Here is a 25,794-nt window from a genome sequence, read left to right on the forward strand (position 1 = left end):
TTCAAGGTCAAGCTGCCGTAGGTTCCCGCCAGGGCGCTGCCCACGTTGCCGGCCACGCCGGCTACTGCGCTCACCGTCTTGGTGTCGCCGCTATCCACATCCGTATCGTTGCTCAAGACGTTGCCGGTGGCGTTGGAGCCCACCGCCGTCCCCGCTTCGACTGCCGTGCCCGCATCGACCAAAGCCACCGGGCCGTCGTTGCTGCCCTGGATGGTCACCGTCACCACTTTGGGCGTACCGTCGACCGTCGTCACCGTGAAGGCGTCGCTCAGGTTTGCACCCACATTGAGCGCCTGCACCGCCGCGTTGCTGTTGTTCAGCGTGTAGGTCCACACTCCGCCTGCCGTCATCGTGTACGTGCCGTAGCCACCGGTGCTGCCCGTGGCGGTGCCTACTGCCGTGAAGGCGTTGGGCGTGTTGTCAACATCGGTGTCCGTCAGCGTGCCTGTCGCCGTCGGCGTGCCGGTCGTGCCGTTGGCCACGCCCCCAGCTTCGACCACCGCGCCCGTGCTCGTGCCGCTGATCACTGCCGCATCGTTGGTGCCGTTGATGGTGATCTTCACCGAGCTGGCCGTGCCGTCGGCGCTGGCCACCGCAAAGGTCTCGTTGACGTTCTGGCCGACGTTCAGGCTGTCAAAGGCGCTGTTGGCGGTGAAGGTCCAGGCGCCCGCCGCGTCGATCGCAAAGGTGCCGGTCGTGCCGACGATGGTCGCTGCCGTGAAGGTGTTGGCCGTGTTGTCCACATCGCTGGCGGTCAAGGTGCCGCTGGTCGTCACGGCGGCGTTGCTCTCTGTCAGCGCCACATTGGCGCTGCTGACCGTCGTCAGGTTCGCCGTCGGGGCCGCCACTACGGTGTCTTTCGTCGCCCCAACCGCCGAGGCTACAGAAAGAACGCTGGCGATATTCGCATTGTTGTCCGGAAAAGCAGAAGTAACAGCCTCGTCGACAGATTGCCCCCCGCCCGAAGGCAAATACCCCAAAGATTGCCTGCCAAGCGAGGCGTATTCATAGGTTAACGGTGCAAGCTCCTCGGCCGTTCTTAACAGCTGAACAAAGCTGCTCCCATCGTCCGCCCTGATACTGGTGCCGCCGACGTCGGAAGCCGAACTCACCCCTGATGATGTTTCCTGCAATAGCCGGTCGAGGCTACTACCTTCGCTGATGGCATTAAGAATGCTTGTGAGCTCTCCGACACGCGGCAAAAGGGCGCCGCTGTTGTCATCGGGCAAAAAGTTGCCAAAAACCGTTGAATCAAGTGTTACGGTTTCTCTGGAACGGAGAAGAAACTTTCCACCCTGATCGAAGGCGAGTTCCACACGGCCTCCGGCAGCCGTGACAATCACTTCCCCCTCAAAAACAGGATCGCCAAACTTGAGAGGGCGCTGCTCACCATCGCTGTTTTGAGCGAAAGCTATGCCTTCAATCAAAACGACATTGCCGACGACGTTGGCTTCTTTTGCCATAGCGAATTCCAGACGGAGTTATTACATTGGGTTTCAATGTAGTCCGTTTGCCTGGCCGGGGGAACTGTACTGAGGTACTAGGTCGAGCCCGGACTTTCGGGGCGTCCAGGCACCTGCCCGTTCACGACCAGCGACAACTGGAGGCGATCCCGTACATGGAGTTTTTCAAGAATGGCCCCCACATGCGCCTTGACGGTGCGCTCTGTAATGCCGAGTGCCCGGGCAATTTCCTTGTTGCTGGCACCGGCAGCCAGCGTGGCGGCAACCTCCTTCTCCCGATCCGTGAGGTCCTTGGACCAGCTCGGCCTCACCTCGGCAGCAGCCCCGCTGGCCTGTGCCTGGATGCGGCTGGTGGCGCTGACCAGCCTCTGCATCAATGACTCGCCGATCCAGAGCCCCCCCTGCAATACGACTGCAGCTACCTGAATCAGAACCTGGGCAACGGCGTGCGTATTGCAGTACCCCCGTGCACCCGCAGAAAAAGCGGCAATCGCCTCCTCATCTGTTGGCAAATCACTTAACACCACGCATGGGACCAGCCTCAAACGCGGGGCAAGACGTTCTATCTGCATGGCCACCGACACGCCCTGCTCCAGCCGCAGCCACACGAGGTCCACCCCGCCCGCCCCTGAACCGGGTCTCGCAGTGTGGATTTTGCTGGCTCTTCCTGTATTGAAAGCCTCAGTCCAGCGAGGAAGCATGCGTCCGTGCGGGCAAAGAAATAGATGTCCGGAGTCCTGAATTCCCACTGCTGCCTCGATCTAACGCTCGGTAAAGGCGGCTTGTTTTGCCTTCAAAACAGGCTTGAGAAGATAGGACAGGATGGATTTTTGGCCAGTAATAATATCCACTTCAGCAACCATCCCCGGAATGATGGGCAAGCCCTCACCCAGTTTGGATTTTTGCGTACGCACGCGAACGGTATAAAAAGTATTGCCACGCTCATCGGTAACCGAATCGGCGCCAATGAATTCCAGCTTGGCCTCGAGACCGCCATAAATGGAAAAATCATAGGCGGTGAATTTCACCAGCGCCCGATCTCCCGGCCGCAAGAACGCGATGTCTTTTGGCAGCACCTTGGCTTCGAGCAGCAGGTTTTCCTCGAGTGGCACAATTTCAATGATGTCCCTGCCCGGCTGGACCACCCCACCCACCGTATTGACAAGAAGACGCTTGACCGTGCCTTTGACCGGCGAACGCAAAGAGGATTTATCGACCTTGTCCGCCAGCCCGACACCGCCGGCTGAACTCACGTTTAGTTTGGCCAGGATATCGGACAACTCCTTGCGGGCTTCGCTCTGAAAATTCAGGGTGATTTCCTGAATCTTGCGTGAGGCCTCTTCGATCGCCGACTGTGTTTTTGAAATTTGGGCAGAGGCCATTTCACGCTCACCAAGAAAACGTCCGGTTTCCCGCTCCAGCCGCAGCAATTCGACTTCTGATACAGCGCCATCCTTGAGCAAGGGCTTGGTGTACCCCAGTTCCCTGGCGGTCAACTCGTACGCCCGCGACGCCTGCTCCCGCTTCGCGCGCACTTCAACCAGCTCCTGCTGACGTTGAGCCAATTGCTGCCGGGCGATGGCCAGCTGCGCATTCAATGTTGATGTGCTGGCCTCGTAGGCTTGGAGCTCTTCTCCGACTGTTTTCGGCGCCTCGGCAACAGCTTCAGGGGGGGGTACAAAAGGCACCCCTTCGGCAAGGGCACGGAGTCGGGCCGCCTTGGCCAGCAGGGCCAGGTACTGGACGCGGTTTTCCTTTACGGAAGAATCGAAACGCGTCGTATCGATGTTCACCAACACCTGCCCAGGTTCGACCACCTGCCCCTCCTGCACAAGAATCTCGGAAACGACACCGCCATCCAGACTTTGCAGGATCTGCAATTGCCTGGAGGGAATGACTTTGCCTTCGCCTTTGGTAATTTCATCGACTTCAGAAAGTCCGGCCCACAAAACCGCCAGAACGAAAACCACGCCGAGGCTATTCACGAGCATCCTGGCTCGCAGGGGCTCCTGGGCAAGCATGGCGCGGTCTGCGTCACCACCAAATCCAGCGTCCATGCGACGATCGTCTTCCCGCCAGGACGAAAGTGTGCGATCAAGACCAGGCTGCAACATGCGCCGGACAGACTCCAGGCCCGCAATCAAGGGTCGAGCCCACGCTATCCATCGCGGCTTCATGAAGCTTTCCCAATGCGGCCGGCCTTCAGCGCCTCGATAACCTGCTCATAGGGACCATCGGCAACGATGCGGCCCTCGTCGATAACAATAATGCGGTCGGCAAGATCCAACAATGTGTTTCTATGGGTCACCACAACCATCGTCTTGTGTTTGGCATAGCTGCGCAAGCGTTCCTTGAATTGCGCTTCTGAAGAAAAATCCATGGCGCCCGTCGGCTCGTCCAGCAACAACACGGGCGGTTCCAGTAACGCGGCACGGGCAATTGCCACGCCTTGTCGCTGGCCGCCGGAAAGCGACTCGCCCCGCTCACCAATGATCATGTCAAAGCCCTGGGGATGGCGATTGGCAAACTCGATCAAACCGCCCACCTCGGCGGCCGCCAGAATGGCGCCGTCGTCAGCATAGGGGGCAGCGATCGCAATGTTGTCGCGCAAGGTGCCGTAAAAGAGCATGGCATCCTGCTCAACATAACCGACGTTGCGACGCAAATCTGCGGGATCGAGCTGCCGAAGGTCGATGCCATCCATGGTGATCGCGCCTTCAGAAGGGGTGTAAAGACCCAGAATCAATCGCTGCAGGGTCGTCTTGCCCGAGCCGACCCGACCAATCACGACCACATTTTCCCCCGGCTTGATCCGGAAGGAAACTCCACGCAACGCTTCCTGCGTACGCCCGGGATAGCTGAAGTGCACATTGTCAAATACGATTTCCCCTGCGATGTCGGGTCGGTGCACGAAGTTTATTTCATCGGAACGCTCGCCCGGCTTTTTCATCGTGTCTTCAAGCGAGGCCAAGGCCGTTCTGGCATTCTGGTATTGCATCAACAGTGCCACAATTTGCCCCAGCGGCGCCATGGCGCGCCCGGACAACATCGTAGCCGCGATCAGCCCCCCCATGGTCAGCTTGCCTTCATGAATCAGGTAAACGCCAGCCACGATCATCACGATATTGATCAGCTGCTGCAGGCTCGAGACGACGTTGATCACAGAAGACGACAACAACCGCAGCTGGGCACTCACACGCGCCAGAAACGCTGCGGTGTCCTCGAGCTTGGCCTGCATCTGGCTTTCTGCCCCGTGGGCCTTGATGGCCTCCATGGCTGTTAGTGTCTCCACTAACGTGGCATTGCGCATAGCAGAAGCCCTGAAAGTGGTCTCGGACAGCAGGTGCATCTTGTGCTGAACGATGTAGCTGTAGATGACAACCACCATGACGCCAACAAGGGGGGGGATGACCAGCGGCCAGGATATCCAGCCAAGCACCAGAAAAAAGAGCAGGGCAAACGGGAGGTCAACCACAGCAGTGACTGTGGCCGACGCAATGAAGTCGCGCACCGATTCGAAGGAACGCAGTGTCGCGGCATAGGAACCCACTGAAGCCGGCCGCTCGGAAAGACGCATCCCGAGCACCCGCTCCATGATCAGCGTGGAGAGCTTGATGTCTATACGCGAACCCGCGAGATCCACAAAATAACCCCGCATGACACGAAGGAAATAATCAATGACCAGCACCAGCACCAGGCCGAAAGCCAGCATCCAGAGTGTCTCAACCGCGAAGTTGGGTACAACGCGGTCATAGACATTCATCGAGAAAAGCGGCAATGCAAGCGCAAACAAGTTGATGAGGAGCGCCGCCGCCAGGATATCCCGGTAAAGCGGAAACTGGTCGCGAAAAGCGCCCCAAAACCAATGGCGCTGTGGAACGTCAGCCAGTTCAGGCGCACGCTGATCGAAGCGAAAGTTCGGCCGCGAAAAAATCGCGATGCCGACATATCGGCCAAGCAGTTGTTCACGTGACAGCTGCACCACACCCTGCCCGGCCTCCGGGAACAGCAGGTTCGCCGTTTGCCCCTGGTCATCCCAGCCCAGCAAAAGACAGGCGCCATCTCCCTCAAGGAGCAGGACAACAGGCAACAGCGCTGAATCGATTTTTTCCAGGGGGCGCCGCAATATCTTGCATGACAGACCCGCACGCGCTGCTGCGCGGGAAAAGAGGGAAGGAGGAAGACCCGCCTTGGGCAGGGGAAGGCCCGCAGACAAAGCGGCACGGGTGCTTGGGCGGCCGTGTATGCGCGTCAACTCCACCAGGCAATCGAGCAAGGGATCGTGATGCAGCAAGTCTTCGCGCAAGCCTTGGCCCAAGTGGCTAGCCTCGCTCGTAGGACTGGTCTGCAATGGCACGTTCATGTCACTCATTTCTCGATCTTTAAGGCCTAGCCCATTCAAAATTGAAGTCGATACCCAAAGTAACCAATTGTAATAAAATCAAGCACTTGCCGCTACATCTGCAAGTCAGATTTTGTGAGTTGGTGCCCTTTTGGTGACATTGCCCGCGCAGTGTGGTGGCTTGACCCCATGACCACCAGCCCATCCGGCCCGCTGCTCCCCAGTTTGGGAACATACGAGGAGTTTACGCGACACAGGGACGCACAGATTCGCCAATTACGTCGTTCGACGATAGAAGCATTGTTGCTTGAATATGCTACCCCGCCAAGGGTAACCAAGCAGCGTCACAAGACACCCTTTTCTCATGGAAATCCCCAAGCGAACCATGAGAAACAGCGAATCAAGATCCTGAGCCCAATGACCCACCCGCAACAAGGAAATACCCCACGCGCTCAAAAAAATGGCGGAAAGCAAAACGCCCACATGAAGTGGGCGTTTGCTACCAGCCTTGACGGCTTGGGTGTTGGTTGCGCGGGCAAGATTTGAACTTACGACCTTTGGGTTATGAGCCCAACGAGCTACCAGGCTGCTCCACCGCGCGATAAGTAATTATTATACCCTATTCTGACTTGGCAATGTCAGAAGTAGTGTCTTCGGCAAGGTCAGGGCGATCCACCAACTCAACCAATGCCATGGGCGCGTTGTCACCTACGCGAAAACCCATCTTCAGGATACGTGTGTAGCCACCAGGGCGGGCCTTGTAGCGAGGGCCAAGCTCGGCAAAAAGCTTGACGACCATGTCGCGGTCACGCAGACGGTCAAACGCAAGGCGCTTGTTCGCGAGCGTAGGCTCTTTTGCCAGCGTGATCATGGGCTCGACGACGCGGCGAAGTTCCTTGGCCTTGGGCAAGGTCGTTTTGATCGCTTCATGCTGAATAAGGGAATTCATCATGTTGCGTAACATGGCCAGCCGATGTGAGCTGGTGCGATTGAGTTTACGAAGTCCGTGTCCGTGACGCATGGTGCTGTCCTTTCATTTTTTAATTCAGATAGCCGTATCAGGTACTACCTGTGCACTGCCTCCCGAAGGAGGCCAATTTTCAATTAGCGCTTGTCAAGACCAGCGGGAGGCCAGCTTTCCAGGCGCATGCCAAGTGTCAGCCCCCGGGATGCCAACACTTCCTTGATTTCATTAAGCGACTTGCGGCCCAGATTCGGCGTCTTGAGAAGCTCGTTCTCCGTACGCTGAATCAGGTCACCGATGTAATAAATGTTCTCCGCCTTGAGGCAATTGGCAGAACGCACCGTCAATTCGAGTTCGTCGACGGGTCGCAACAAAATCGGATCAAATTGCTGGGAGCTGCGCTGTACTGGAGCATCAAAAGCAGCCAGTTCGTTGCCTTCAAGCTGTGCAAATACAGCAAGCTGCTCAACGAGGATTTTAGCCGAGGCACGGACAGCGTCTTCCGCAGTCACCGCACCGTTGGTCTCGATTTCCAGAACAAGCTTGTCGAGGTCGGTACGCTGCTCGACGCGGGCGCTTTCGACGGTATAGCTCACCCGCTTGACAGGAGAAAACGATGCATCCAGGACAATCCGGCCAATCGATTTGGTGGATTCATCGCCATAGCGACGCATGGTGCCGGGAACATAACCGCGGCCGTTTTCGACCTTGATCTGCATGTCGATCTTGCCGCCGTGCGACAAATTGACGATGACGTGCTCTGGATTGATGATTTCGACGTCATGGGGCGTCTGAATGTCGGCAGCGGTTACGGGGCCTTCACCCTCCTTGCGCAAGCTCAGCGTAACTTCATCGCGATTGTGCAGCTTGAAAACCACGCCTTTGAGGTTCAGAAGGATATTGACAACATCTTCCTGGACACCATCAATGGACGAGTACTCGTGCAACACACCGGCGATCGTGACTTCAGTTGCGGCGTGACCCACCATGGACGAAAGCAAAACGCGGCGCAGGGCGTTGCCGAGCGTGTGGCCATAGCCACGCTCGAACGGCTCCAGAGTCACCTTGGCGCGATTGGCGGCAAGCTGCTCAACGTTAATAGTTTTTGGTTTCAGTAAATTAGTTTGCATGCATTCTTCCTCTCAATACCCTCGGCTCGTTACACCGATAAGGCCGGGTGAAGCGACCCTGCGCATACAGTGCCCCGTACGCGCAGGAACGAAAATTAACGTGAATACAGTTCGACGATCAACGACTCGTTGACGTCCGCAGCAAACTCATCGCGATCCGGCACTTTCTTGAAAATGCCCTCGCCTTTGTCTATGCTGACATCCACCCACGCTGGCATGCCGACTTGCTGCGCCAACTGCAGAGCTTCCGCCACACGGGTCTGCTTCTTGGACTTGTCACGAACGGCGATCACGTCACCCGTTTTAACCATGTAAGACGGGATGTTGACCGAACTGCCGTTGACGGTGATCGCCTTGTGCGACACCAACTGGCGCGCTTCGGCACGGGTAGAACCGAAACCCATCCGGTAAACCACGTTATCCAGGCGCGATTCCAGGATAAACAGCAGATTGGCACCGGTGTTTCCCTTGCGGCGATCAGCTTCTTCGAAATAACGGCGGAACTGCTTCTCCAGCACACCGTACATACGCTTGACCTTCTGCTTCTCACGAAGCTGCAGACCGAAGTCTGAGGTCCGGGTACCGGAGGTGCGGCCATGCTGGCCGGGCTTGGAGTCGAATTTGGCCTTGTCACCGATGGCTCTGCGAGCGCTCTTCAGGAACAGGTCGGTGCCTTCACGGCGGGATAGTTTGGCCTTGGGGCCGAGGTAACGTGCCACTTGAATTCCTTATGTCATCTGCTGCAGAAACTGCAGGAGCCGCAGGTAGCAACCTGACGGCGGTGGGCTTGATAAAAACTCGCCCGGTTGGCCTGCGTGAAAGCGAGGACCAAACCGGGAAAGCAGAACTTAAACTTAAATACGGCGGCGTTTCTGGGGACGGCAGCCGTTGTGCGGCACTGGCGTGACGTCAGCAATCGAATTGATGCGGATGCCAAGCGCTGCCAGCGCGCGAACCGATGATTCACGTCCTGGACCAGGGCCTTTGATTTCGACATCAAGATTCTTGATGCCCTGCTCAATGGCAGCGCGACCAGCCACCTCAGAAGCAACCTGAGCTGCAAAGGGAGTCGACTTGCGCGAACCTTTAAAGCCCTGACCGCCAGAAGAGGCCCACGACAAGGCATTGCCCTGACGATCTGTGATCGTGATGATGGTGTTGTTGAAAGACGCGTGAACGTGAGCGACGCCGTCGGCGACGTTCTTGCGTACTTTCTTGCGAACGCGTTGTGCTGCGTTACTGCTGGGGGCTTTTGCCATAACTACCTCTTACTCAATTATTTCTTCAAGGACTGTGCCGCCTTGCGCGGACCCTTGCGGGTGCGCGCATTGGTGCGTGTGCGCTGACCGCGCATGGGCAACCCGCGACGATGGCGAAAGCCACGGTAGCAGCCGATATCCATCAAACGCTTGATGTTCATCGTGGTTTCACGACGCAGATCACCTTCAATGGTGAATTGCGCGATCTGGTCACGAATTTTTTCCAAGTCACCGTCTGTGAGATCTTTGACTTTTTTGGAATACGCAATATCACATGCTTCGCAAATTTTGCGAGCACGAGTGCGGCCGATGCCGAAAATAGCAGTCAAGCCGATTTCGGCGTGCTGCTGCGGCGGAATATTGATACCAGCGATACGAGCCATATGCGTCCTCTAAAACTCTTGAAATCAGCCTTGACGCTGTTTGTGGCGTGGGTCTGTGCAAATCACACGCACAACGCCCTTGCGGCGGATGATCTTACAGTTGCGGCAAATTTTCTTGACCGAAGCTGAAACTCTCATGTCTTTCTCCTAAACTTCTGAACAGTACTTACTTGGCGCGAAACACGATGCGTGCTCGCGACAAATCATAAGGCGTTAACTCAACCGTCACCTTGTCACCAGGAAGAATGCGGATGTAGTGCATTCGCATTTTTCCCGAGATGTGACCCAAAACAACATGACCATTTTCCAGCTTTACGCGAAACGTCGCGTTGGGCAAGTTCTCCAAGACCTCACCCTGCATCTGGATAACATCATCCTTCGACATCCCAATCAACCACCTGGTGACGTTTTAAAATTCGCTTTCTTCAGCAGGGATTCATATTGCTGGGACATCATGTAGTTTTGTACCTGTGCCATGAAATCCATGGTGACAACCACAATAATCAGCAACGAGGTTCCACCGAAATAAAACGGCACGTTGTATTTCAAAATCAGAAATTCAGGCAGCAAACACACAAAAGTGATGTAAATGGCGCCAGCCAGCGTCAAGCGCACCAGAATCTTGTCAATGTACCGCGCCGTCTGGTCACCGGGGCGAATACCAGGAATGAACGCGCCGCTCTTTTTCAGGTTGTCAGCCGTTTCGCGGCTGTTGAAAACCAGGGCCGTGTAAAAGAAGCAGAAAAAGATGATCGCACTGGCATACAGCAACACATAGATCGGCTGGCCCGGCGTCAATGTAGCGGCGATATCCTTGAGCCAACGCGTACCTTCGCCCGTGCTGAACCAGCCAACCACGGTTGCCGGCAACAGAATGATCGACGATGCAAAAATCGGAGGAATCACACCGGCCATGTTCAGCTTCAAGGGCAGATGGGAGGATTGACCGCCATAGACCTTGTTGCCCACCTGCCGCCTGGCGTAATTCACCAGAATCTTTCGCTGCCCACGCTCGACAAACACAACAAAATACGTCACCAGCACCACAACGGCAACAATCACGATGGCCACCAAAATACTCATGGCACCGGTGCGAACAAGTTCGAGCAAACCGCCAAGCGCATTGGGCAGCCCTGCTGCGATGCCGGCAAAAATCAGAATCGAGATGCCGTTACCCAGACCACGCTCGGTGATCTGCTCGCCGAGCCACATCAAGAACATCGTGCCGGCAGTCAAGCTGACCACCGCCGTCATGCGAAATCCAAAGCCAGGAGCCAACACCAAACCCGGGGAGCTCTCCAGCGCAATCGCGATACCCATGGACTGAAACAGCGCCAGGCCCAAGGTGCCGTAACGGGTGTACTGCGTGATCTTCCTGCGACCAGCTTCGCCTTCTTTTTTCATCTGCTCGAATGTCGGAACGACATAGGTGAGCAGTTGCATGATGATGGAAGCCGAGATGTAGGGCATGATGCCCAGCGCAAACACCGTGAATCGCGACAGGGCTCCGCCGGAAAACATATTGAACAAACTCAATATGCCGCCTTGCTGCCCCTTGAACAGCTGCTGCAGCTGCCCAGGGTCAATTCCGGGAACCGGAATGTGAGCCCCAACCCGATACACCACCAGCGCAAGCAGCAAAAACACAAGCCTGTTGCGCAGATCACCGAACTTGCCGGTTTTTGCAATTTGTGCAGAGCTGGTTGCCACTGGTCGTTATCCGTGTTTGAGTATTAAGCGATCACGCCGCCGGCGGCTTCGATCACGGCTTTTGCACCCGCAGTCGCACCGATACCATTGAGCTTGACAGCCTTGGTCAACGCACCCGACTTGATGACCTTGACATTCTTTGCCAGCTGACCCACGAGGCCAGCTGTTTTGAGCGCCAACAGATCCACTTCGGCCAGGCCGAGCTGCTCAAGAGCAGCCAAGGTCACTTCCGCATTGAACTTGAGGTTGTGCGACTTGAAGCCGCGCTTGGGCAAGCGACGCTGCAAAGGCATCTGACCACCCTCAAAGCCCACCTTGTGGTAGCCACCGGCGCGGGATTTCTGGCCTTTATGACCACGACCGGCTGTTTTGCCGATGCCCGAGCCGATACCGCGACCAACGCGACGTTTGGCATGTTTTGCGCCTGCGGCAGGCTTGATTCCGTTTAGTTCCATCATAAGCTCCGCTTACAGCACCTTGACCAGGTAGCTGATCTTGTTGATCATGCCGCGCACAGCGGGCGTGTCCTGCAGTTCGCTCTTGCTGTTGATACCGCGCAGGCCCAGACCGCGCACCGTGGCGCGATGGGATTCCTTGGTGCCAATCGGGCTGCGAACCAGCGTCACCGTGAGTTTTTTCTCTGTCGTCATTGGGTATCGCCTTAGCCGAAGATTTCTTCGACGGATTTGCCACGTTTGGCTGCGATGTCCGAAGCCGTCGTGGAGTTGTTCAGGGCGTCCATCGTTGCACGCACCATGTTGTACGGATTGCTGGAACCATGGCTTTTCGCGACGATATCGGTGATACCCATCACTTCAAACACCGCACGCATCGGGCCGCCGGCAATGATGCCGGTACCTTTGGCGGCTGGCATCATCATGACGCTGGCAGCACCCCAATGGCCGAACACGTTGTGGTGAAGCGTGCCGTTTTTCAGAGACACTTTCGTCATGTTGCGACGTGCTTCTTCCATGGCTTTCTGCACGGCCGCAGGCACTTCTTTCGACTTGCCCTTGCCCATACCGACACGACCGTCGCCATCGCCAACCACGGTCAGGGCGGCAAAACCCAAAATCCGGCCGCCTTTGACAACTTTGGTCACGCGGTTCACCGCGATCATTTTTTCCTTCAGACCATCGTCTGGAGCGTCGTTTTGTTGTTTTGCTTGAAACTTAGCCATACTTAATTCCAGTCTGCTTAGAACTGCAAGCCAGCTTCGCGAGCTGCCTCGGCCAGCGCTTTAACGCGGCCGTGGTACGCAAAACCAGCGCGGTCAAACGCTACTTTTTCCACACCTGCTGCTTTTGCCTTTTCGGCAATACGCTTGCCAATGGCCTGCGCAGCAGCAACGTTGGCACCCTTGCCCGAAGCGCCGAGATCCTTGCGAACTTCGACTTCCGCGGTCGAGGCAGATGCCAGGATCTTGGTGCCGTCGCCAGAGATGACGCTGGCGTAAATATGCAAATTGGTGCGGTTCACCGTCAGACGGGCAACACCTTGCGTGGCAATGCGGATGCGGGTCTGGCGTGAACGACGAAGGCGCTGCTCTTTTTTGGTCAACATGGTGCAGCTCCTTATTTCTTCTTGGTTTCTTTGATCGTGATCTTCTCATCCGAATAACGGATGCCCTTGCCCTTGTAAGGCTCGGGAGGACGAACCGCACGAACTTCGGCAGCAATCTGGCCGACGCGCTGACGATCCGCACCCTTGATCACCACTTCGGTGGGCGTAGGTGTTGCAACCTGAATACCAGCCGGCATATCCATCACCACAGGGTGCGAATAACCCACCGTCAAATTCAGCTTGGCACCTTGCGCCTGGGCCTTGTAACCCACACCAACCAGGTTCAACTTTTTCTCGAAGCCCTTGGTGACGCCCGTCACCATGTTGTTAACCAGCTGACGCATGGTTCCACTCATGGCATTGGCTTCACGCGACTCGTTGGCCGGCGCAAAAGTCAGCTGACCAGCATCATTCTTGATGGTCACCAGGGCATTTTGCGTCAACGCCAGGGCGCCGAGGGCACCCTTGACATTGATCTGGTCGTCTTTCATCGCCACGTCCACACCCTGGGGCAAGACGACTGGCATTTTTCCTACACGAGACATTTCAGTTACTCCTCAATGCCCGTTAGGCCACATAGCAAAGCACTTCACCACCGATACCGGTAGCGCGCGCCTTACGATCAGTCATGACACCCTGGGGAGTCGTGACAATGGCGACGCCCAGGCCGTTCATGACCTGGGGGATGGCGCCGTGGCCTTTGTAGACGCGGAGGCCGGGGCGGCTGACGCGCTCAATGCGCTCAATCACCGGGCGTCCTGCGTAATACTTCAGGGCGATTTCCAGTTGGGGCTTGCCATCGTTGGCGCTGACGGAAAAGCCATCAATGTAGCCCTCATCCTTCAACACCTGCGCAATGGCGACTTTGACTTTTGAAGACGGCACCAGCACAACAGCTTTTTCAACCATTTGTGCATTGCGGATGCGTGTCAGCATGTCGGCAATAGGATCACTCATACTCATTTGCGGTTCTCCTATTGCTTACCAGCTTGCCTTGGTGATACCAGGGATATCACCAGCAAAAGCCAACTCGCGGATCTTGGCGCGAGCCAAGCCAAATTGACGGAATGTGCCACGCGGACGACCCGTGATCGCACAGCGGTTGCGCTGGCGTGTCGGATTCGCATTGCGGGGCAACTTTTGCAACTCCAGACGGGCCAGTGCGCGCTCTTCATCGGAGCGCTTGGCGTCGTTGGACGTTGCCTTGAGTTCAGCGTGTTTCTTGGCGAACTTGGCCACGAGTTTGTCGCGCTTCAGTTCACGTTGCAATAAAGCCTGTTTTGCCATGCCCGCCTCAGTTCTTGAACGGAAAACGGAAGCCTGTGAGGAGTGCCTTGCACTCTTCGTCGGTCTTAGCCGTGGTGGTGATGCTGATGTTGAGACCACGCAAGGCGTCAACCTTGTCGTACTCAATCTCAGGGAAAATGATCTGCTCTTTCACGCCGATGTTGTAGTTGCCGCGGCCATCGAAAGCCCGACCGGAGATACCACGGAAGTCGCGAACACGGGGCAGTGCCACCGTGACAAAACGATCCAGGAACTCATACATCTGGACGCCACGCAGCGTGACCATGCAGCCAATCGGCAGATCTTCGCGGATCTTGAAACCGGCGATAGCTTTCTTGGCCTTGGTCACCACCGGCTTCTGGCCGGCAATCTTGGTCATGTCGCTGACAGCATGCTCCATGACCTTCTTGTCGGCCACAGCCTCACTCACACCCATGTTGAGGGTGATCTTGGTGATGCGGGGAACCTGCATCGGCGATTTGTAGCCGAATTTCTCCATCAGCGCCGGCGCGATTTTCTCGCGGAACTGGGCCTGCAGGCGAGCCTGGGCAGGTGCAGCTTGGGTAGGTGCGGTCTTTGCCATATTTATGCAGCCTTGATTTCTTCGCCGCTGGACTTGAAGACGCGCACTTTTTTGCCGTCAGCCAACAACTTGATGCCCACCCGATCCGCCTTGCCCGTCGCGGCATTGAAAATGGCGACATTGGACTGGTGAATCGGCATGCTTTTTTCGACGATGCCGCCAGTGGCCCCCTTGAGAGGGTTGGGCTTGGTGTGTTTTTTCACCAGGTTGATCCCGTCCACCAGCACATAGCTGTCGTCCTTGCGCAGCGAAATCGTGCCGCGCTTACCCTTGTCACGACCTGCGATCACAATGATCTCGTCGCCTTTGCGAATCTTGTTCATGGCGCGTCCTTACAGAACTTCAGGAGCCAGGGACACGATCTTCATGAACTTCTCAGTGCGCAACTCGCGCGTGACCGGTCCGAAGATGCGGGTGCCGATAGGCTCCAGCTTGGCGTTAAGCAACACAGCTGCGTTGCCATCGAATTTGACGAGTGAACCATCGCCGCGACGAATGCCCTTGGCAGTACGAACCACCACAGCACTGTAAACCTCGCCTTTTTTGACGCGGCCACGCGGAGCGGCTTCTTTGATACTCACCTTGATGACATCACCGACGCTGGCATAGCGGCGCTTGGACCCGCCCAGCACCTTGATGCACATCACAGATTTGGCACCCGTGTTGTCAGCAACATCGAGTTTGGATTGCGTTTGAATCATTTAAATTAGTCCCAACTTGCACCAGCGCCTTTTCCCAGAGGGAAGACTTGCCAGTCAGTCTTGGGCCCGTCGTCCACACCACAAACCACTTGCGATGCTTCCGTTAGGCAGAATTCTCAGCTTTTTACAGCGAAGCCCACGATTATTAACAAATTCCCCCCGGCTGTCAACACCTTACGCTGTAAATTGTTCGCCAAGTACGCCGCCTCACCAGAGTCATTTGCAAAAACAGCTTCAACCCCCTGAGGGTCGGGCACAAGCAGCTATCAAAAATGAAGCATGGACAGCCAGTTCTCCGACGCTGGGCAGCGACGGGATGGCGTCAGGCCGGCAAAGTCAGGTACTGATCGGCCAAGGCCAGGAAATCAGCGAGCCGGGGATCCACCCCGGTTTCCTGCGCCAGCAACTCCGCCACGCTCGCCGCGAGGGTCCTGGCGAGCGCGGCGTCCAGAAACAGGAGCCGGGAGCGGCGCGCCAGTACATCCTCCACTGTGCGGGCGTACTCGTGCCGCGCCGCAAAGCGCACCATCGCCTCCGTCAGGCCGCCGCCCAGCAGCCTCTCCGCCCCCGGCAGGTCCTGGACGACAGCCGCTTCGCTCCCATATAAATGCATCCCCGGTGCGTCGCTGATCTTGTGGACCGATGGCTGGGCTCCCACCAGCTGCAGGCTGGCCGTGACGCCACCCGGGCGTTTTGCCAGCAACTCAGCGTCAAAACAGCTGTCCAGCACGTCTTCGGCCATGGCGCGATAGGTCGTCCACTTGCCGCCAGTCACGGTCACCAGACCGCTTTTGCTGACCAGGACCGTGTGTTCACGCGACAGCGCCTGAGTGCTGTCGCCCTCGTCTTGCGGGGGTTTGACCAGCGGACGCAACCCGACCCAGATGCTCTTGATATCGGCCGGGCCGGGCGCCCGGCTCAGGTAGCGCGCCGACTCACCGAGGATGAAGTCGACCTCTTCGCGAAAGGCCAGGGGTTCGCGCGCCAGATCGTTGCGCGGCGTGTCGGTGGTCCCCAGGATGGTCTTACCCAGCCACGGCACGGCAAACAGTACCCGCCCGTCCGCGGTTTTCGGCACCAGCAGCGCGTGGTCAGTGGGCAAAAATGATCGATCCACGACGATGTGAACACCCTGGCTGGGCGCGACCATGGGTTTGGCCTCGCGGCCTATGGCCTGGCCGTCGAGCAGTCGCAACTGATCGACCCAAACTCCCGCCGCATTCACAATACATTTAGCCCGCAGCGTAAGTGCTTGCCCACTTTCACGATCAGCCACATGCAGCCCCACCAGCTTGCCACCCTCATGAACAAGACCGGTCGCAGCACAATAATTGACCAGCAAGGCGCCGGCGCGCGCGGCGCTGCGCGCCAGCGCCAGTGCCAGCCGCGCATCGTCGAACTGGCCGTCCCAGTACTTGACCCCGCCCCGGAGCCCGGCCTGGCGGGCCGTCGGCTGGAGCTGCAATGTTTCAGCGCGATTGAGGAATTCGGTGGGACCCAGGCCGGCCTTGCCGGCCAGCGCGTCATACATCTTGAGTCCGACGCCGTAAAACGGCGCCTCCCAGAACTTGTAGGAAGGCATCACAAAAGGCAGGGGCTGGGCCAGATGCGGTGCATTGGCCAGCAGGCGCGTCCGTTCGTGCAGGGCCTCGCGCACCAGGGAGATATTGCCCTGCGCCAGATAACGGACCCCGCCATGGACCAGCTTGGTCGCACGGGAAGAGGTTCCCTTGGCAAAGTCGTGCGATTCGACCACCACGACGGAGAATCCGCGTGCCGCGGCATCCAGCGCCACACCGAGGCCGGTGGCCCCGCCACCGATAATGGCAATGTCGTAGGTATGGGGCACCTTCAGCCGTTCTATCAGGTCTGCGCGTCGCGTCGGCAACGGTGGGGGATCAAAAGTCATGGGCTGCATTGTCCATCGGCATTGATTCGCACGAAACCCCTGCGTAGCTTCGCCTGCCTGGCTCTTTCTTGCAGGCAAACGCAGGTGCCCCAAGTGAGCCAGGGAATGGCGCGCAGATCCGATGGGGCCGTCGGACCACCTCTGTTTTTTTCCGTATCTCCTGTCACCTGCAAGCCCGCCAGCATCCCCGGAATTTCCGTCGCTGCAGGCCGCGATCGGGGTAAGCTGCAGGGCCACCGCCCTCCTGAAACCTCCCACCCGCATCCTGCGATCATCGCCATGACCTACCTGCTTGCCCTGGACCAGGGCACCTCCAGCTCCCGCAGCATCGTGTTTGACGCGCAAGGCCACATCGTGGCGCTCGCGCAGCAGGAACTGCCGCAGATCTACCCCCGGCCGGGCTGGGTCGAACACGACCCGATGGAGATCTGGCGCACCCAGCTCGCCACGGCGCGTGAGGCCCTGGCCAAAGCTGGACTCAAGGCCACCGACATCCGCGCGCTGGGCATCACCAACCAGCGCGAAACCACCGTGGTCTGGAACCGCAAGACCGGCCAGCCCCTTCACCACGCCATCGTCTGGCAGGACAGGCGCGCCGAAGCCACGTGCGCCCGACTGCGCGAGGACGGCAAGGCCGACCTGATCCAGGCCAAAACCGGGCTGCTGGTCGATGCCTACTTTTCCGGCACCAAACTGAAGTGGCTGCTCGACAACGTGCCGCAAGCCCGGCAACAGGCGGCGCGCGGCGAACTCGCTTTCGGCACCATCGACAGCTGGCTGATGTGGCAACTCACCGGCGGCGCCGTGCATGCCACCGACGTGACCAATGCCTCGCGCACCATGCTGTTCAATGTGCATGCCAACACCTGGGATGCCGACCTGCTGGCGCTGCTGGACATTCCCGAGAGCCTGATGCCACGGGTGTTGCCGTCGAGCACGCACTATGGCGATGTGCTGCCGGACCTGCTGGGCGGGGCCATCCCGATTGGCGGCGTGGCGGGCGACCAGCAAAGCGCCTTGTTCGGCCAGGCCTGCTTCCGGGAGGGCATGGCCAAAAACACCTACGGCACGGGCTGTTTCATGCTGGTGCACACCGGTCACAAATTCCAGACCTCGCACAACGGCCTGCTCACCACCAGCGCGGCGCAGGTCACGCCGCAAACCGAATACGCGCTGGAAGGCAGCGTGTTTGTCGGCGGCGCCGTGGTGCAGTGGCTGCGCGACGGCCTGCACGCGATCCAGGGCAGCGGCGAGGTGCAGGCGCTGGCGCAAAGCGTTCCCGATTCCGGCGGCGTCATGATGGTGCCAGCCTTCACCGGCCTGGGCGCACCCTACTGGAAGCCCGACGCGCGCGGCACCATCACCGGCCTGACCCGCGGCACCACCGTGGCCCACATTGCGCGGGCCGCGCTGGAAAGCATTGCCTACCAGAGCGCGGCCCTGCTGCAGGCCATGAGCCGCGATGCGGTGGCGGCCGGCGCCGCGCCGGTGGGCGAACTCCGGGTGGACGGCGGCGCCTGCATCAACGACCTCCTGATGCAGTTCCAGGCCGACCTGCTGGGCATTCCGGTGGTCCGGCCGGCCGTGACCGAAACCACGGCGCTGGGCGCGGCCTACCTGGCCGGGCTGTCCAGCGGCGTCTATGCCAGCACCGCGGAACTCTCGGCCATGTGGCGCGCAGAGCGCACCTTTTTGCCCACCTTGAGCGCCGACCGCGCGGCCGGCCTGATGGCGCAGTGGGAACACGCGGTGCGGCAGACTGTGGCCTTGTAGACCGGGGCCGGCGGACGTCCGCGTCCTGTCACAACGCGTACAGATGGGAAAGCTAGACTCGCCTCATGCCCCGCCACCCCCCGCTCGCCACAGCCGCGTTTGAACTGACACGGCGCCGGGTGCTCGGCTACAGCGCGGCCGCTGCACTGGGTCTGGCGGGCTTGTCGCACGCCAAGCCAGCTCGGGCATCGCTGGCGCCACCCCGCTTGCGGCTGATCGGCGAGGCCCGTCTGCCACACCGGCTCCAGTTTCAGGGCACCACCGTCGGCGGCTTGTCGGGTGTGGATTACGACGCGGCCAGCGGCCTGTATTACCTGCTCAGTGATGATGGCTCGAACATCAGCCCGGCGCGGTTTTACACGGCACGCCTTCCTCTGGAAACAGACAGGCTGGGCGAGCCCGTCCTGACGGGCGTGACCAGCCTGCGCCAAGCCGATGGCAGCACCTACCCAGCAGCATTGCGAGGCATCCAGGTTCCCGACCCGGAGGCGATCCGCTGGCGCCCGGCCAGCCAGACCCTGCTGTGGACCAGCGAGGGCCATGCCCTGACAGGCGCGGCCCCCACGCTGCGCGAAAGCCGCACCGACGGCACGCTGGTGCGCGAATTGGCGCTGCCGGCCATGTTCGACTTTCAGCTGACACGGGGGCCGCGTAGCAATCTGACGCTGGAGGGCCTGGCCCTGAGCCCGGATGGCCGCCAAGCCTGGATCGCCATGGAAGGCGCGCTGCGCCAGGACGGCCCCCTGCCCACCGTGCAGGCGCCGGGCGGGCCCTGCCGCTTCACCCAGCTGGACCTGGCCAGCGGGCAGGTCGTGCGGCAAATCGCCTACATCCCCGACGCGATTCCACGCGCACCGGTTCCGCCGGCCACCCAGGCCGACAACGGCGTCACTGAAATTCTGATGCTGGACGCCGACCGCATGCTGGTGCTGGAGCGGGCCTACATGGCGGGGCATGACGCCGTCTCGGGCAATTCGCTGCGCCTTTACCTGGTCGACCTGCGCGAGGGGACGGACACGCTGAATCTGGCCACACTGCAGCCTGGCGCTTACCAGCCGGTCGCCAAGAGGCTGCTGGCCGATTTTTCCACCTTCACCGGCGCCGGCCCGGGGCCCCGGCTGGCCCGCCTCGACAACACCGAGGGCATGTGCTGGGGACCGCGGCTTCCGAATGGCAACCGGAGCCTGCATTTCATTAGCGACGACAATTTCAATTCGCGGCAAATCACCCAATGGCTGGCTTTTGAATTTTTTGACTGAACCTTCATGACTTCACCCCTTTCCCCAGACAGCAGCGCCATCGCCTTCATAGGCGGCGGCAACATGGCCAGCGCCATCATTGGCGGCCTGCTGCAACAAGGCACACCCGCGGCCCGGATCCAGATCGTCGAGCCCTGGGCCGAGCAGCGCGCCAAGCTCCAGGCGCAGTTCGGCATCGCCGCCGAGGCGGCACCCGGCGCGGCGCTGGCCTCGGCCGGGCTGGTGGTCTGGGCCGTCAAGCCCCAGACCTTCCGGGAAGCCGCCCTGCAGGCCGGCCCGTACACCGGCCAGGCCCTGCACCTGAGCGTCGCGGCCGGCATCCGCTCGGACAGCATGGCCGCCTGGCTGGCGACCGAACGCATCGTGCGCGCCATGCCCAACACGCCGGCCCTCGTCGGCCAAGGCATGACGGCCCTCTTCGCCCGTCCCGCCGTCAGCGCCGCCGAGCGCCAGGCGGTCGAGCGTGTGATCCGGACCACCGGCGAACACCTGTGGCTGGCGCAGGAAGCGCAGCTGGACGCCGTGACCGCCCTGTCCGGGTCCGGCCCGGCCTATGTGTTTTATTTCATCGAAGCCATGGTGCAGGCCGGCACCGAGATGGGGCTGAGCCGCGAACAGGCGCAGCAGCTGGCGGTGCAGACTTTTGTCGGCGCCTCCGCCCTGGCCAAAGCCTCCAGCGAGCCACCGGAGACCCTGCGTGAACGCGTGACCTCCAAAGGGGGAACCACCTACGCAGCGCTCACGTCCCTGGAGCAGGCCGGCGTCAAGCAGCAGTTCATCCGCGCCATGCACGCTGCCCGGCAGCGCGCTGCAGAGCTCGGTGACGAGTTCGGCGCGGCCTGATATTTTGAACAAAAAAGGCCCGTAGCCCTTATTTTGCAGGCGCCAACAGCTCCTGTTTTAATAGCACATCAACGACCTGTGTGATCACCACCCGGCAAAGGCGTAGGACAGCGCAATACCGGCGAACACCGTGAAGCCCAGCCAGTGATTCAGGCGAAACGCCCTGAAGCAGTCGTCGCGCTCACGCCGGCGGATCAGCCAGCCATGCCACAGCGCCTGCCCCAGCGCCACCACAATCGCTATGAAATAAATAGCTGGTTGCGCAATATCCATCAGGGCCCAGGCCCAAATAGACAGGTAAATCAGGTAACTCGCCAAAACCGCCGCCACGTCGAAACGGCCCAGCGTGATCGCCGAGGTTTTCATGCCGATCTTGAGGTCGTCGTCGCGGTCCACCATGGCGTATTCGGTGTCGTAGGCAATCACCCAGAAGAGATTGCCCAGCAACAGCAGCCAGGCCAGCGCCGGCACCCGCGACTGCACCGCGGCAAACGCCACGGGAATGCCGAAGCTGAAGGCCACGCCCAGCACCGCCTGCGGCATGGACACAAAACGCTTGGCATAGGGATAGACCACGGCCACCGCCAGTGCGGCAAAGGACCAGGCGATGGTGGCGGTGTTGGTGGTCAGCACCAGGCCAAACGCCAGCAGCGCCAGCACCGCCCCCACGACCAGCGCCTCCTTGACGGACACCGCGCCGCGTGTCACCGGGCGCTGCGCCGTGCGTTTGACATGCCGGTCAAACTCGCGGTCGGCGACGTCGTTGAGGCAGCAGCCGGCACTGCGCATGAGGATGGTGCCCAGCGTGAACACCGTCAGCAGGTGCCAGCCCGGGAAACCGTGCGCCGCGACCCACAGCGCCGACAGCGTGGGCCAGAGCAGCAGCAGCCAGCCGGCGGGGCGGTCCCAGCGGATCAGTTCAAGGTAGAGGCGTAATTTGTGCGTCACGCAGCGATGTTAGTCGCTACCCGGATCACTCTTCGAGAAGCGAACGCAGCATCCAGGCAGTCTGTTCGTGCACGGTCAGGCGCTGGGTCAGCAGGTCGGCGGTCGGCTGGTCGTCGGCCTTGTCGGCCACCGGGAACAGCTCCCTGGCCGTGCGCGCGACCGCCTCATGGCCTTTCACCAGAATGCGCACCATCTCCAGCGCCTTGGGCGGCGTGGTCGGCACGTCGGGGACCGAGGCCAGCTTGCTGAACTGCGCATACGATCCCGGCGCCGGGTGGCCCAGCGAGCGGATGCGTTCGGCGATCGGGTCCACCGCCGCCCACAGCTCGGTGTACTGCGTCATGAACATGGCATGCAGGGTGTTGAACATCGGCCCGGTCACGTTCCAGTGAAAGTTGTGCGTGGTCAGGTACAGCGTGTAGGTGTCCGCCAGCAAGCGGCTCAGGCCCTGGGCAATCGCGGCGCGGTCTTTTTCGCCGATGCCGATGTTGATGGGCGGCGCGCCAGTACTGCCGGCAGAAGCCTTGGAAGATGTTTTGGCCATGGTGTGTCCTTGATTGACTTTGATGAAAGAGTCTGGACATCACTCTAAGCAATCGGCAAGCCCAAGGCAACAGTCAAACTTTATCGCCTTGATAGGCGTCATGACATGCCCGCTGGCACCGCTCAGGACAGGCGCGTCACGCCCGGCAGCTCGCAGGCGTAAATCGCGTTGCGCAAGGCGGCGATCGCTTCGTAACGGGTGAAACTGCGGCGCCAGGCCAGCACCACACGCCGCGTCGGCACATGGCCCTCAAACGGCAGGTAGCGGATGTAGGAGGGCAACTCCGGCACTTCCCGGTTTTTGGCTTTTGAAACGGCTTTGGCAGGCGCCGGCGGCAGCAGCAGTGCCTCCTTGGGCACGCTCAGCCGCGGCACCAGCGTCACCCCCATGCCGGCCGCGACCATATGTTTGATGGTCTCCAGCGACGAGCCTTCAAAACTTTTGCGTATGCCCTCGGCATTGCTCGAAAACCGGGCGAACTCGGGGCAGACCTCAAGGACATGGTCGCGAAAGCAGTGCCCGGTGCCGAGCAGCAGCATGGTTTCTTTTTTCAGTTCTTCGGCGGTGATATTGCTGCGCGCGGCCAAGGGGTGGTTGCTCGGCACGGCCGCCATGAACGGTTCGTCATACAGCGGCGCAATCGCCAGGTTGGTGTCGGGAAAAGGTTCGGCCAGGATGGCACAGTCGATCTCGCCGGTGCGCAGCTCTTCGAGCAGCTTGACGGTGAAGTTTTCCTGCAGCATCAGCGGCATCTGCGGCGTGAGCGCAATCGCCTGGCGCACCAGGTCGGGCAGCAGGTAGGGGCCGATGGTGTAGATCACGCCCAGCCGCAAGGCGCCGGCCAGCGGGTCCTTGCCGCGCTTGGCAATCTCGCGGATGCTGTCGGCCTGCTCCAGCACGCTTTGCGCCTGGCGCACGATCTCTTCGCCCAGCGGCGTCACCGTGATCTCGTTGGCGTTGCGCTCGAACAGCTTGACCTGCAACTCTTCCTCGAGCTTCTTGATCGCAACGCTCAAGGTCGGCTGCGACACATGGCAGGCCTCGGCGCCCCTGCCGAAGTGTTTCTCGCGGGCGACGGCCACGATGTACTTAAGCTCTGTGAGAGTCATCCAGGTTCACCATTTCTGCAAGCGCCTGCGGCCATCGCCAACGATCTTGTCCGGGGGTCGACCCCCACAAGCGGGGCCCCTCGCCCTGTCCCTCCCAAGATCACGGCAACAATGTATTTGAGTTCGGTGAGCGTCATGGGCTTGATTGTCTGCTTTTTGCTTGGAGGGAAGCGGTGCCAGGTTTGCGATGAGCGCAGCGCGACCCTATTCAAGCAACGATGGATTCCAGGCCCTTTTTGTCAATGAGCTGAAGCAGTTTGGCCGCTGCGCCACTGGGGTGCTTGCCTGAACTGGGTGACTCCCACTTTTGAACGGCTGAAACGCTCACGTTCAAGATGGACGCCAGCACCGATTGGCTGACCTTTGCCCTTCCCACGCGAATGGCCGTGACTTTTTCGGCGGTGTATTCGGGTGGACGCTGGCAGATGAGATTCATTTTTGCCATGTCTTGTTTCGAGATCAGTTCGTGCCCTTGCAGGGCCTGCGCCATCTCCATCATCTCGTCCAGAACGCGGTTCTTTTCAGTTGGTTTTTTATTTGCCATTACAAATCTCCTTCAGGATTTCAGCCGCAAGCAATTCATCAAGTTTTTGAGCGTCTGCAGCCTGCAGTCCAGACGCGATGATTTTCGTGGCTTCCACTTCCTTGTCCGAAAAATCAGACCCCGGCTGGCTCTTCTCACGCCCGGCCAGAAAGAAAATGGCGTCCTTGTGCTTCTTGGCCACCAGGGTACGGGTCGATCCACTTTTGCCCTGTCCGGGCACCGCCACGCGCTTCTTGCAAACCCCGCCACCCAAATCCGCTTCAAACAAACCCTGCTCTATCTCGCTGGCGGCCTGGCAAAGCAGTAGATCGCTCACCACCTTGCGCGCCCAGCGGTCAAACGTCTTGGTTTTGAAGACACGTTTCATTGACGAATTTTAATCGCTTATAGCACCTGGTGCAATAGCCATTAAAAAATGTCATTGAGAACGGATGTTTCTGAATCAGAGCAGCCAGAAGGAGTGGGGAATCTGGCCAGACTAGAAACGACCTCGATAAGCTCAACCAGAGTTCTGGAAACGCTAGAAACTCAGTAGCAAATTACGCCCGCATCTAAAGGGCTAACAGCCGTTTTACGCCAAAACCCAAGGCTCCACTCAAATTCGGCCCGCCGCTACGGGCCATGTCAATTCACGCCATTGGTCATGGGTCGCAGCAATCAGTGCAAAAATCCGGTCACAATTTGCTCGGGCGGAAGGATGAAAATGACAAACCTGTGCCACCACTATCGGCCATCCCGGCCAACGCTTCAGTCCAACAAGGTTTATCTGCATCAGGAGCTGCTCCTGGTTTTTGTCAGCTTGGCCTCGCAATGGCTAAACAATATTTTTATACCTTTTACCCAACACGGAACACCATCATGAACTTCAAAGGACTCGCGGCCTGCGCAACGATCTTGATCTCGGTAGCATCAACCGCTCATAGTCAATCGATCTTGGAACAGTGCAGGGCATACGCTCGAGCGATTGAAGCAGTTGCGGAGGCACGTGACAATCTTGATGACCCGTCATGGGAGAAACTTGTTGATCGTCATCCAACTTTGAAGAAAAATGGGAAGAATGATCGAGCGGTTCTATACGCCCAGTTGATCAACCTTCGGGCCATCAACAAGAACGCTACACCTCTCGCTCTGAAGATGAATGCGTTTGAAAGCTGTCCAACAACATATATGTGCGCGCATCTCGGCGAAGGCTGTCCGAAATGAACGCTCTGAATGAATCACCGATGACTACCATTCAAGCTGAAATTCCCGAGATTCCCCATGGGCATGGCCTGTCTTTTAAGAAGGGCGTTGCTGACGGACTACTGGAATGCCGTAACCACGAAGGAGCGCATCACGAAACTCATGCTGCAAGTTATCAACGTGGCCTTGCCGTGGGCGCCGAACTCATGCGCGAAATCGCTCGGGTAGTAAAGGCATGAACCGCTCCCTCCAATGGATCACCTTCGGTTCCACGGGGCTTTAAAGTTAGCAATCCCAA

The 25,794-nt window shown here is 59.2% G+C and carries 34 protein-coding genes and 1 tRNA gene; 6 read left to right on the forward strand and 29 right to left on the reverse strand.

The window, feature by feature from the left end:
• The 4 genes from B7G53_RS15185 to B7G53_RS15200 form a co-directional block, all read right to left on the reverse strand.
• Positions 1 to 1,463: retention module-containing protein (locus tag B7G53_RS15185; RefSeq protein WP_141396350.1), on the reverse strand; the 1,463-nt coding region annotated here is incomplete at its 3' end.
• 77 nt (positions 1,464 to 1,540) lie between these two features.
• Entirely contained in the window at positions 1,541 to 2,080 is a 540-nt protein-coding gene (locus tag B7G53_RS15190) for a response regulator transcription factor (RefSeq protein WP_176491375.1), read from the reverse strand.
• A 144-nt stretch (positions 2,081 to 2,224) separates the two neighbouring features.
• Entirely contained in the window at positions 2,225 to 3,640 is a 1,416-nt protein-coding gene (locus tag B7G53_RS15195; RefSeq protein ID WP_096669176.1) for an HlyD family type I secretion periplasmic adaptor subunit, read from the reverse strand.
• Positions 3,637 to 5,826: a type I secretion system permease/ATPase gene (locus B7G53_RS15200; RefSeq protein WP_096669178.1), complete on the reverse strand. Its 2,190-nt coding sequence runs from the start codon at positions 5,824 to 5,826 to the stop codon at positions 3,637 to 3,639. Before B7G53_RS15200 ends, B7G53_RS15195 begins: the two co-directional genes overlap by 4 nt.
• 168 nt (positions 5,827 to 5,994) lie before the next feature.
• Between B7G53_RS15200 and B7G53_RS22535 the strand changes: the two genes are divergently transcribed.
• Positions 5,995 to 6,351 (forward strand): hypothetical protein, encoded by a 357-nt coding sequence (locus B7G53_RS22535; protein WP_141396351.1) that lies wholly within the window; start codon positions 5,995 to 5,997, stop codon positions 6,349 to 6,351.
• On the opposite strand, the gene B7G53_RS15205 is transcribed toward B7G53_RS22535, so the two are convergent.
• From B7G53_RS15205 to B7G53_RS15300, 20 genes are all read right to left on the reverse strand, one after another.
• Positions 6,330 to 6,406: transfer RNA gene (locus B7G53_RS15205), tRNA-Met, on the reverse strand. The two genes, B7G53_RS22535 and B7G53_RS15205, sit on opposite strands and share 22 nt — an antisense overlap.
• 18 nt (positions 6,407 to 6,424) lie before the next feature.
• On the reverse strand, positions 6,425 to 6,826 hold the full coding sequence (rplQ, locus tag B7G53_RS15210; RefSeq protein ID WP_096669180.1) for a 50S ribosomal protein L17: 402 nt from the start codon (positions 6,824 to 6,826) through the stop codon (positions 6,425 to 6,427).
• Positions 6,827 to 6,909: 83 nt separating this feature from the next.
• A complete protein-coding gene (locus tag B7G53_RS15215) occupies positions 6,910 to 7,899 on the reverse strand; it encodes a DNA-directed RNA polymerase subunit alpha (protein WP_096669182.1) in 990 nt (329 codons plus the stop codon).
• Positions 7,900 to 7,994: 95 nt separating this feature from the next.
• The gene (gene rpsD / locus B7G53_RS15220; protein ID WP_096669184.1) at positions 7,995 to 8,618 is read right to left on the reverse strand and encodes a 30S ribosomal protein S4; all 624 of its coding nucleotides are present in this window, start codon (positions 8,616 to 8,618) and stop codon (positions 7,995 to 7,997) included.
• A 135-nt stretch (positions 8,619 to 8,753) separates the two neighbouring features.
• Positions 8,754 to 9,158, reverse strand: a complete 405-nt coding sequence (gene rpsK, locus B7G53_RS15225; RefSeq protein WP_077592475.1) for a 30S ribosomal protein S11 — start codon at positions 9,156 to 9,158, stop codon at positions 8,754 to 8,756.
• Positions 9,159 to 9,175: 17 nt separating this feature from the next.
• Positions 9,176 to 9,541: a 30S ribosomal protein S13 gene (gene rpsM / locus B7G53_RS15230; protein ID WP_096669186.1), complete on the reverse strand. Its 366-nt coding sequence runs from the start codon at positions 9,539 to 9,541 to the stop codon at positions 9,176 to 9,178.
• A gap of 24 nt (positions 9,542 to 9,565) precedes the next feature.
• Positions 9,566 to 9,679: a 50S ribosomal protein L36 gene (gene rpmJ / locus B7G53_RS15235; protein ID WP_011481465.1), complete on the reverse strand. Its 114-nt coding sequence runs from the start codon at positions 9,677 to 9,679 to the stop codon at positions 9,566 to 9,568.
• A gap of 28 nt (positions 9,680 to 9,707) precedes the next feature.
• Positions 9,708 to 9,926 (reverse strand): translation initiation factor IF-1, encoded by a 219-nt coding sequence (gene infA / locus B7G53_RS15240; protein ID WP_010804116.1) that lies wholly within the window; start codon positions 9,924 to 9,926, stop codon positions 9,708 to 9,710.
• Between the two features lie 5 nt (positions 9,927 to 9,931).
• Positions 9,932 to 11,251 (reverse strand): preprotein translocase subunit SecY, encoded by a 1,320-nt coding sequence (gene secY, locus B7G53_RS15245; RefSeq protein WP_096669188.1) that lies wholly within the window; start codon positions 11,249 to 11,251, stop codon positions 9,932 to 9,934.
• A 23-nt stretch (positions 11,252 to 11,274) separates the two neighbouring features.
• Positions 11,275 to 11,706, reverse strand: coding sequence for a 50S ribosomal protein L15 (gene rplO / locus B7G53_RS15250; protein ID WP_096669321.1), 432 nt, complete (start codon positions 11,704 to 11,706; stop codon positions 11,275 to 11,277).
• A 12-nt stretch (positions 11,707 to 11,718) separates the two neighbouring features.
• Positions 11,719 to 11,901, reverse strand: a complete 183-nt coding sequence (rpmD, locus tag B7G53_RS15255; protein WP_077592479.1) for a 50S ribosomal protein L30 — start codon at positions 11,899 to 11,901, stop codon at positions 11,719 to 11,721.
• Between the two features lie 11 nt (positions 11,902 to 11,912).
• On the reverse strand, positions 11,913 to 12,431 hold the full coding sequence (rpsE, locus tag B7G53_RS15260) for a 30S ribosomal protein S5 (RefSeq protein ID WP_096669190.1): 519 nt from the start codon (positions 12,429 to 12,431) through the stop codon (positions 11,913 to 11,915).
• Between the two features lie 17 nt (positions 12,432 to 12,448).
• Positions 12,449 to 12,814, reverse strand: a complete 366-nt coding sequence (rplR, locus tag B7G53_RS15265) for a 50S ribosomal protein L18 (RefSeq protein ID WP_077592481.1) — start codon at positions 12,812 to 12,814, stop codon at positions 12,449 to 12,451.
• Between the two features lie 11 nt (positions 12,815 to 12,825).
• Positions 12,826 to 13,359, reverse strand: a complete 534-nt coding sequence (gene rplF, locus B7G53_RS15270; RefSeq protein ID WP_096669192.1) for a 50S ribosomal protein L6 — start codon at positions 13,357 to 13,359, stop codon at positions 12,826 to 12,828.
• A 22-nt stretch (positions 13,360 to 13,381) separates the two neighbouring features.
• On the reverse strand, positions 13,382 to 13,777 hold the full coding sequence (rpsH, locus tag B7G53_RS15275) for a 30S ribosomal protein S8 (RefSeq protein ID WP_096669194.1): 396 nt from the start codon (positions 13,775 to 13,777) through the stop codon (positions 13,382 to 13,384).
• Positions 13,778 to 13,795: 18 nt separating this feature from the next.
• Positions 13,796 to 14,101, reverse strand: a complete 306-nt coding sequence (gene rpsN / locus B7G53_RS15280; protein ID WP_077592484.1) for a 30S ribosomal protein S14 — start codon at positions 14,099 to 14,101, stop codon at positions 13,796 to 13,798.
• Positions 14,102 to 14,108: 7 nt separating this feature from the next.
• The gene (rplE, locus tag B7G53_RS15285; RefSeq protein ID WP_096669196.1) at positions 14,109 to 14,684 is read right to left on the reverse strand and encodes a 50S ribosomal protein L5; all 576 of its coding nucleotides are present in this window, start codon (positions 14,682 to 14,684) and stop codon (positions 14,109 to 14,111) included.
• Positions 14,685 to 14,686: 2 nt separating this feature from the next.
• On the reverse strand, positions 14,687 to 15,007 hold the full coding sequence (rplX, locus tag B7G53_RS15290; protein ID WP_096669198.1) for a 50S ribosomal protein L24: 321 nt from the start codon (positions 15,005 to 15,007) through the stop codon (positions 14,687 to 14,689).
• A gap of 9 nt (positions 15,008 to 15,016) precedes the next feature.
• Positions 15,017 to 15,385, reverse strand: a complete 369-nt coding sequence (gene rplN, locus B7G53_RS15295; RefSeq protein WP_007869247.1) for a 50S ribosomal protein L14 — start codon at positions 15,383 to 15,385, stop codon at positions 15,017 to 15,019.
• Between the two features lie 322 nt (positions 15,386 to 15,707).
• Positions 15,708 to 17,294: an FAD-dependent oxidoreductase gene (locus B7G53_RS15300; RefSeq protein ID WP_441338987.1), complete on the reverse strand. Its 1,587-nt coding sequence runs from the start codon at positions 17,292 to 17,294 to the stop codon at positions 15,708 to 15,710.
• Between the two features lie 279 nt (positions 17,295 to 17,573).
• On the opposite strand from B7G53_RS15300, the gene glpK reads away from it, so the two are divergent.
• From glpK to proC, 3 genes are all read left to right on the forward strand, one after another.
• On the forward strand, positions 17,574 to 19,067 hold the full coding sequence (gene glpK, locus B7G53_RS15305) for a glycerol kinase GlpK (protein ID WP_096669202.1): 1,494 nt from the start codon (positions 17,574 to 17,576) through the stop codon (positions 19,065 to 19,067).
• A gap of 65 nt (positions 19,068 to 19,132) precedes the next feature.
• Positions 19,133 to 20,326, forward strand: coding sequence for an esterase-like activity of phytase family protein (locus B7G53_RS15310; RefSeq protein WP_096669204.1), 1,194 nt, complete (start codon positions 19,133 to 19,135; stop codon positions 20,324 to 20,326).
• A gap of 6 nt (positions 20,327 to 20,332) precedes the next feature.
• A complete protein-coding gene (proC, locus tag B7G53_RS15315; RefSeq protein ID WP_096669206.1) occupies positions 20,333 to 21,169 on the forward strand; it encodes a pyrroline-5-carboxylate reductase in 837 nt (278 codons plus the stop codon).
• Positions 21,170 to 21,253: 84 nt separating this feature from the next.
• On the opposite strand, the gene ubiA is transcribed toward proC, so the two are convergent.
• The 5 genes from ubiA to B7G53_RS15340 form a co-directional block, all read right to left on the reverse strand.
• The gene (ubiA, locus tag B7G53_RS15320; protein ID WP_096669208.1) at positions 21,254 to 22,117 is read right to left on the reverse strand and encodes a 4-hydroxybenzoate octaprenyltransferase; all 864 of its coding nucleotides are present in this window, start codon (positions 22,115 to 22,117) and stop codon (positions 21,254 to 21,256) included.
• A gap of 25 nt (positions 22,118 to 22,142) precedes the next feature.
• Complete coding sequence (locus tag B7G53_RS15325) at positions 22,143 to 22,661, reverse strand: Dps family protein (protein WP_096669210.1); 519 nt, start codon at positions 22,659 to 22,661, stop codon at positions 22,143 to 22,145.
• Positions 22,662 to 22,783: 122 nt separating this feature from the next.
• On the reverse strand, positions 22,784 to 23,770 hold the full coding sequence (locus tag B7G53_RS15330) for a LysR substrate-binding domain-containing protein (protein ID WP_096669212.1): 987 nt from the start codon (positions 23,768 to 23,770) through the stop codon (positions 22,784 to 22,786).
• Between the two features lie 208 nt (positions 23,771 to 23,978).
• A complete protein-coding gene (locus tag B7G53_RS15335) occupies positions 23,979 to 24,314 on the reverse strand; it encodes a helix-turn-helix domain-containing protein (RefSeq protein WP_096669214.1) in 336 nt (111 codons plus the stop codon).
• Positions 24,304 to 24,681, reverse strand: a complete 378-nt coding sequence (locus tag B7G53_RS15340; RefSeq protein ID WP_096669216.1) for a type II toxin-antitoxin system RelE/ParE family toxin — start codon at positions 24,679 to 24,681, stop codon at positions 24,304 to 24,306. The genes B7G53_RS15335 and B7G53_RS15340 overlap by 11 nt, the downstream gene beginning before the upstream one ends.
• A 254-nt stretch (positions 24,682 to 24,935) precedes the next feature.
• On the opposite strand from B7G53_RS15340, the gene B7G53_RS22540 reads away from it, so the two are divergent.
• Positions 24,936 to 25,517 carry a hypothetical protein gene (locus B7G53_RS22540; RefSeq protein WP_141396352.1) on the forward strand — a complete coding sequence of 194 codons (582 nt, stop codon included), beginning with the start codon at positions 24,936 to 24,938 and terminating at the stop codon, positions 25,515 to 25,517.
• A gap of 20 nt (positions 25,518 to 25,537) precedes the next feature.
• The gene (locus tag B7G53_RS22545; RefSeq protein WP_217992623.1) at positions 25,538 to 25,735 is read left to right on the forward strand and encodes a hypothetical protein; all 198 of its coding nucleotides are present in this window, start codon (positions 25,538 to 25,540) and stop codon (positions 25,733 to 25,735) included.
• Positions 25,736 to 25,794 lie beyond the last annotated feature (59 nt).

Source organism: Polaromonas sp. AET17H-212 (genome assembly GCF_002379085.1).
In the GTDB taxonomy this organism is placed as follows: Bacteria; Pseudomonadota; Gammaproteobacteria; order Burkholderiales; family Burkholderiaceae_C; genus Polaromonas.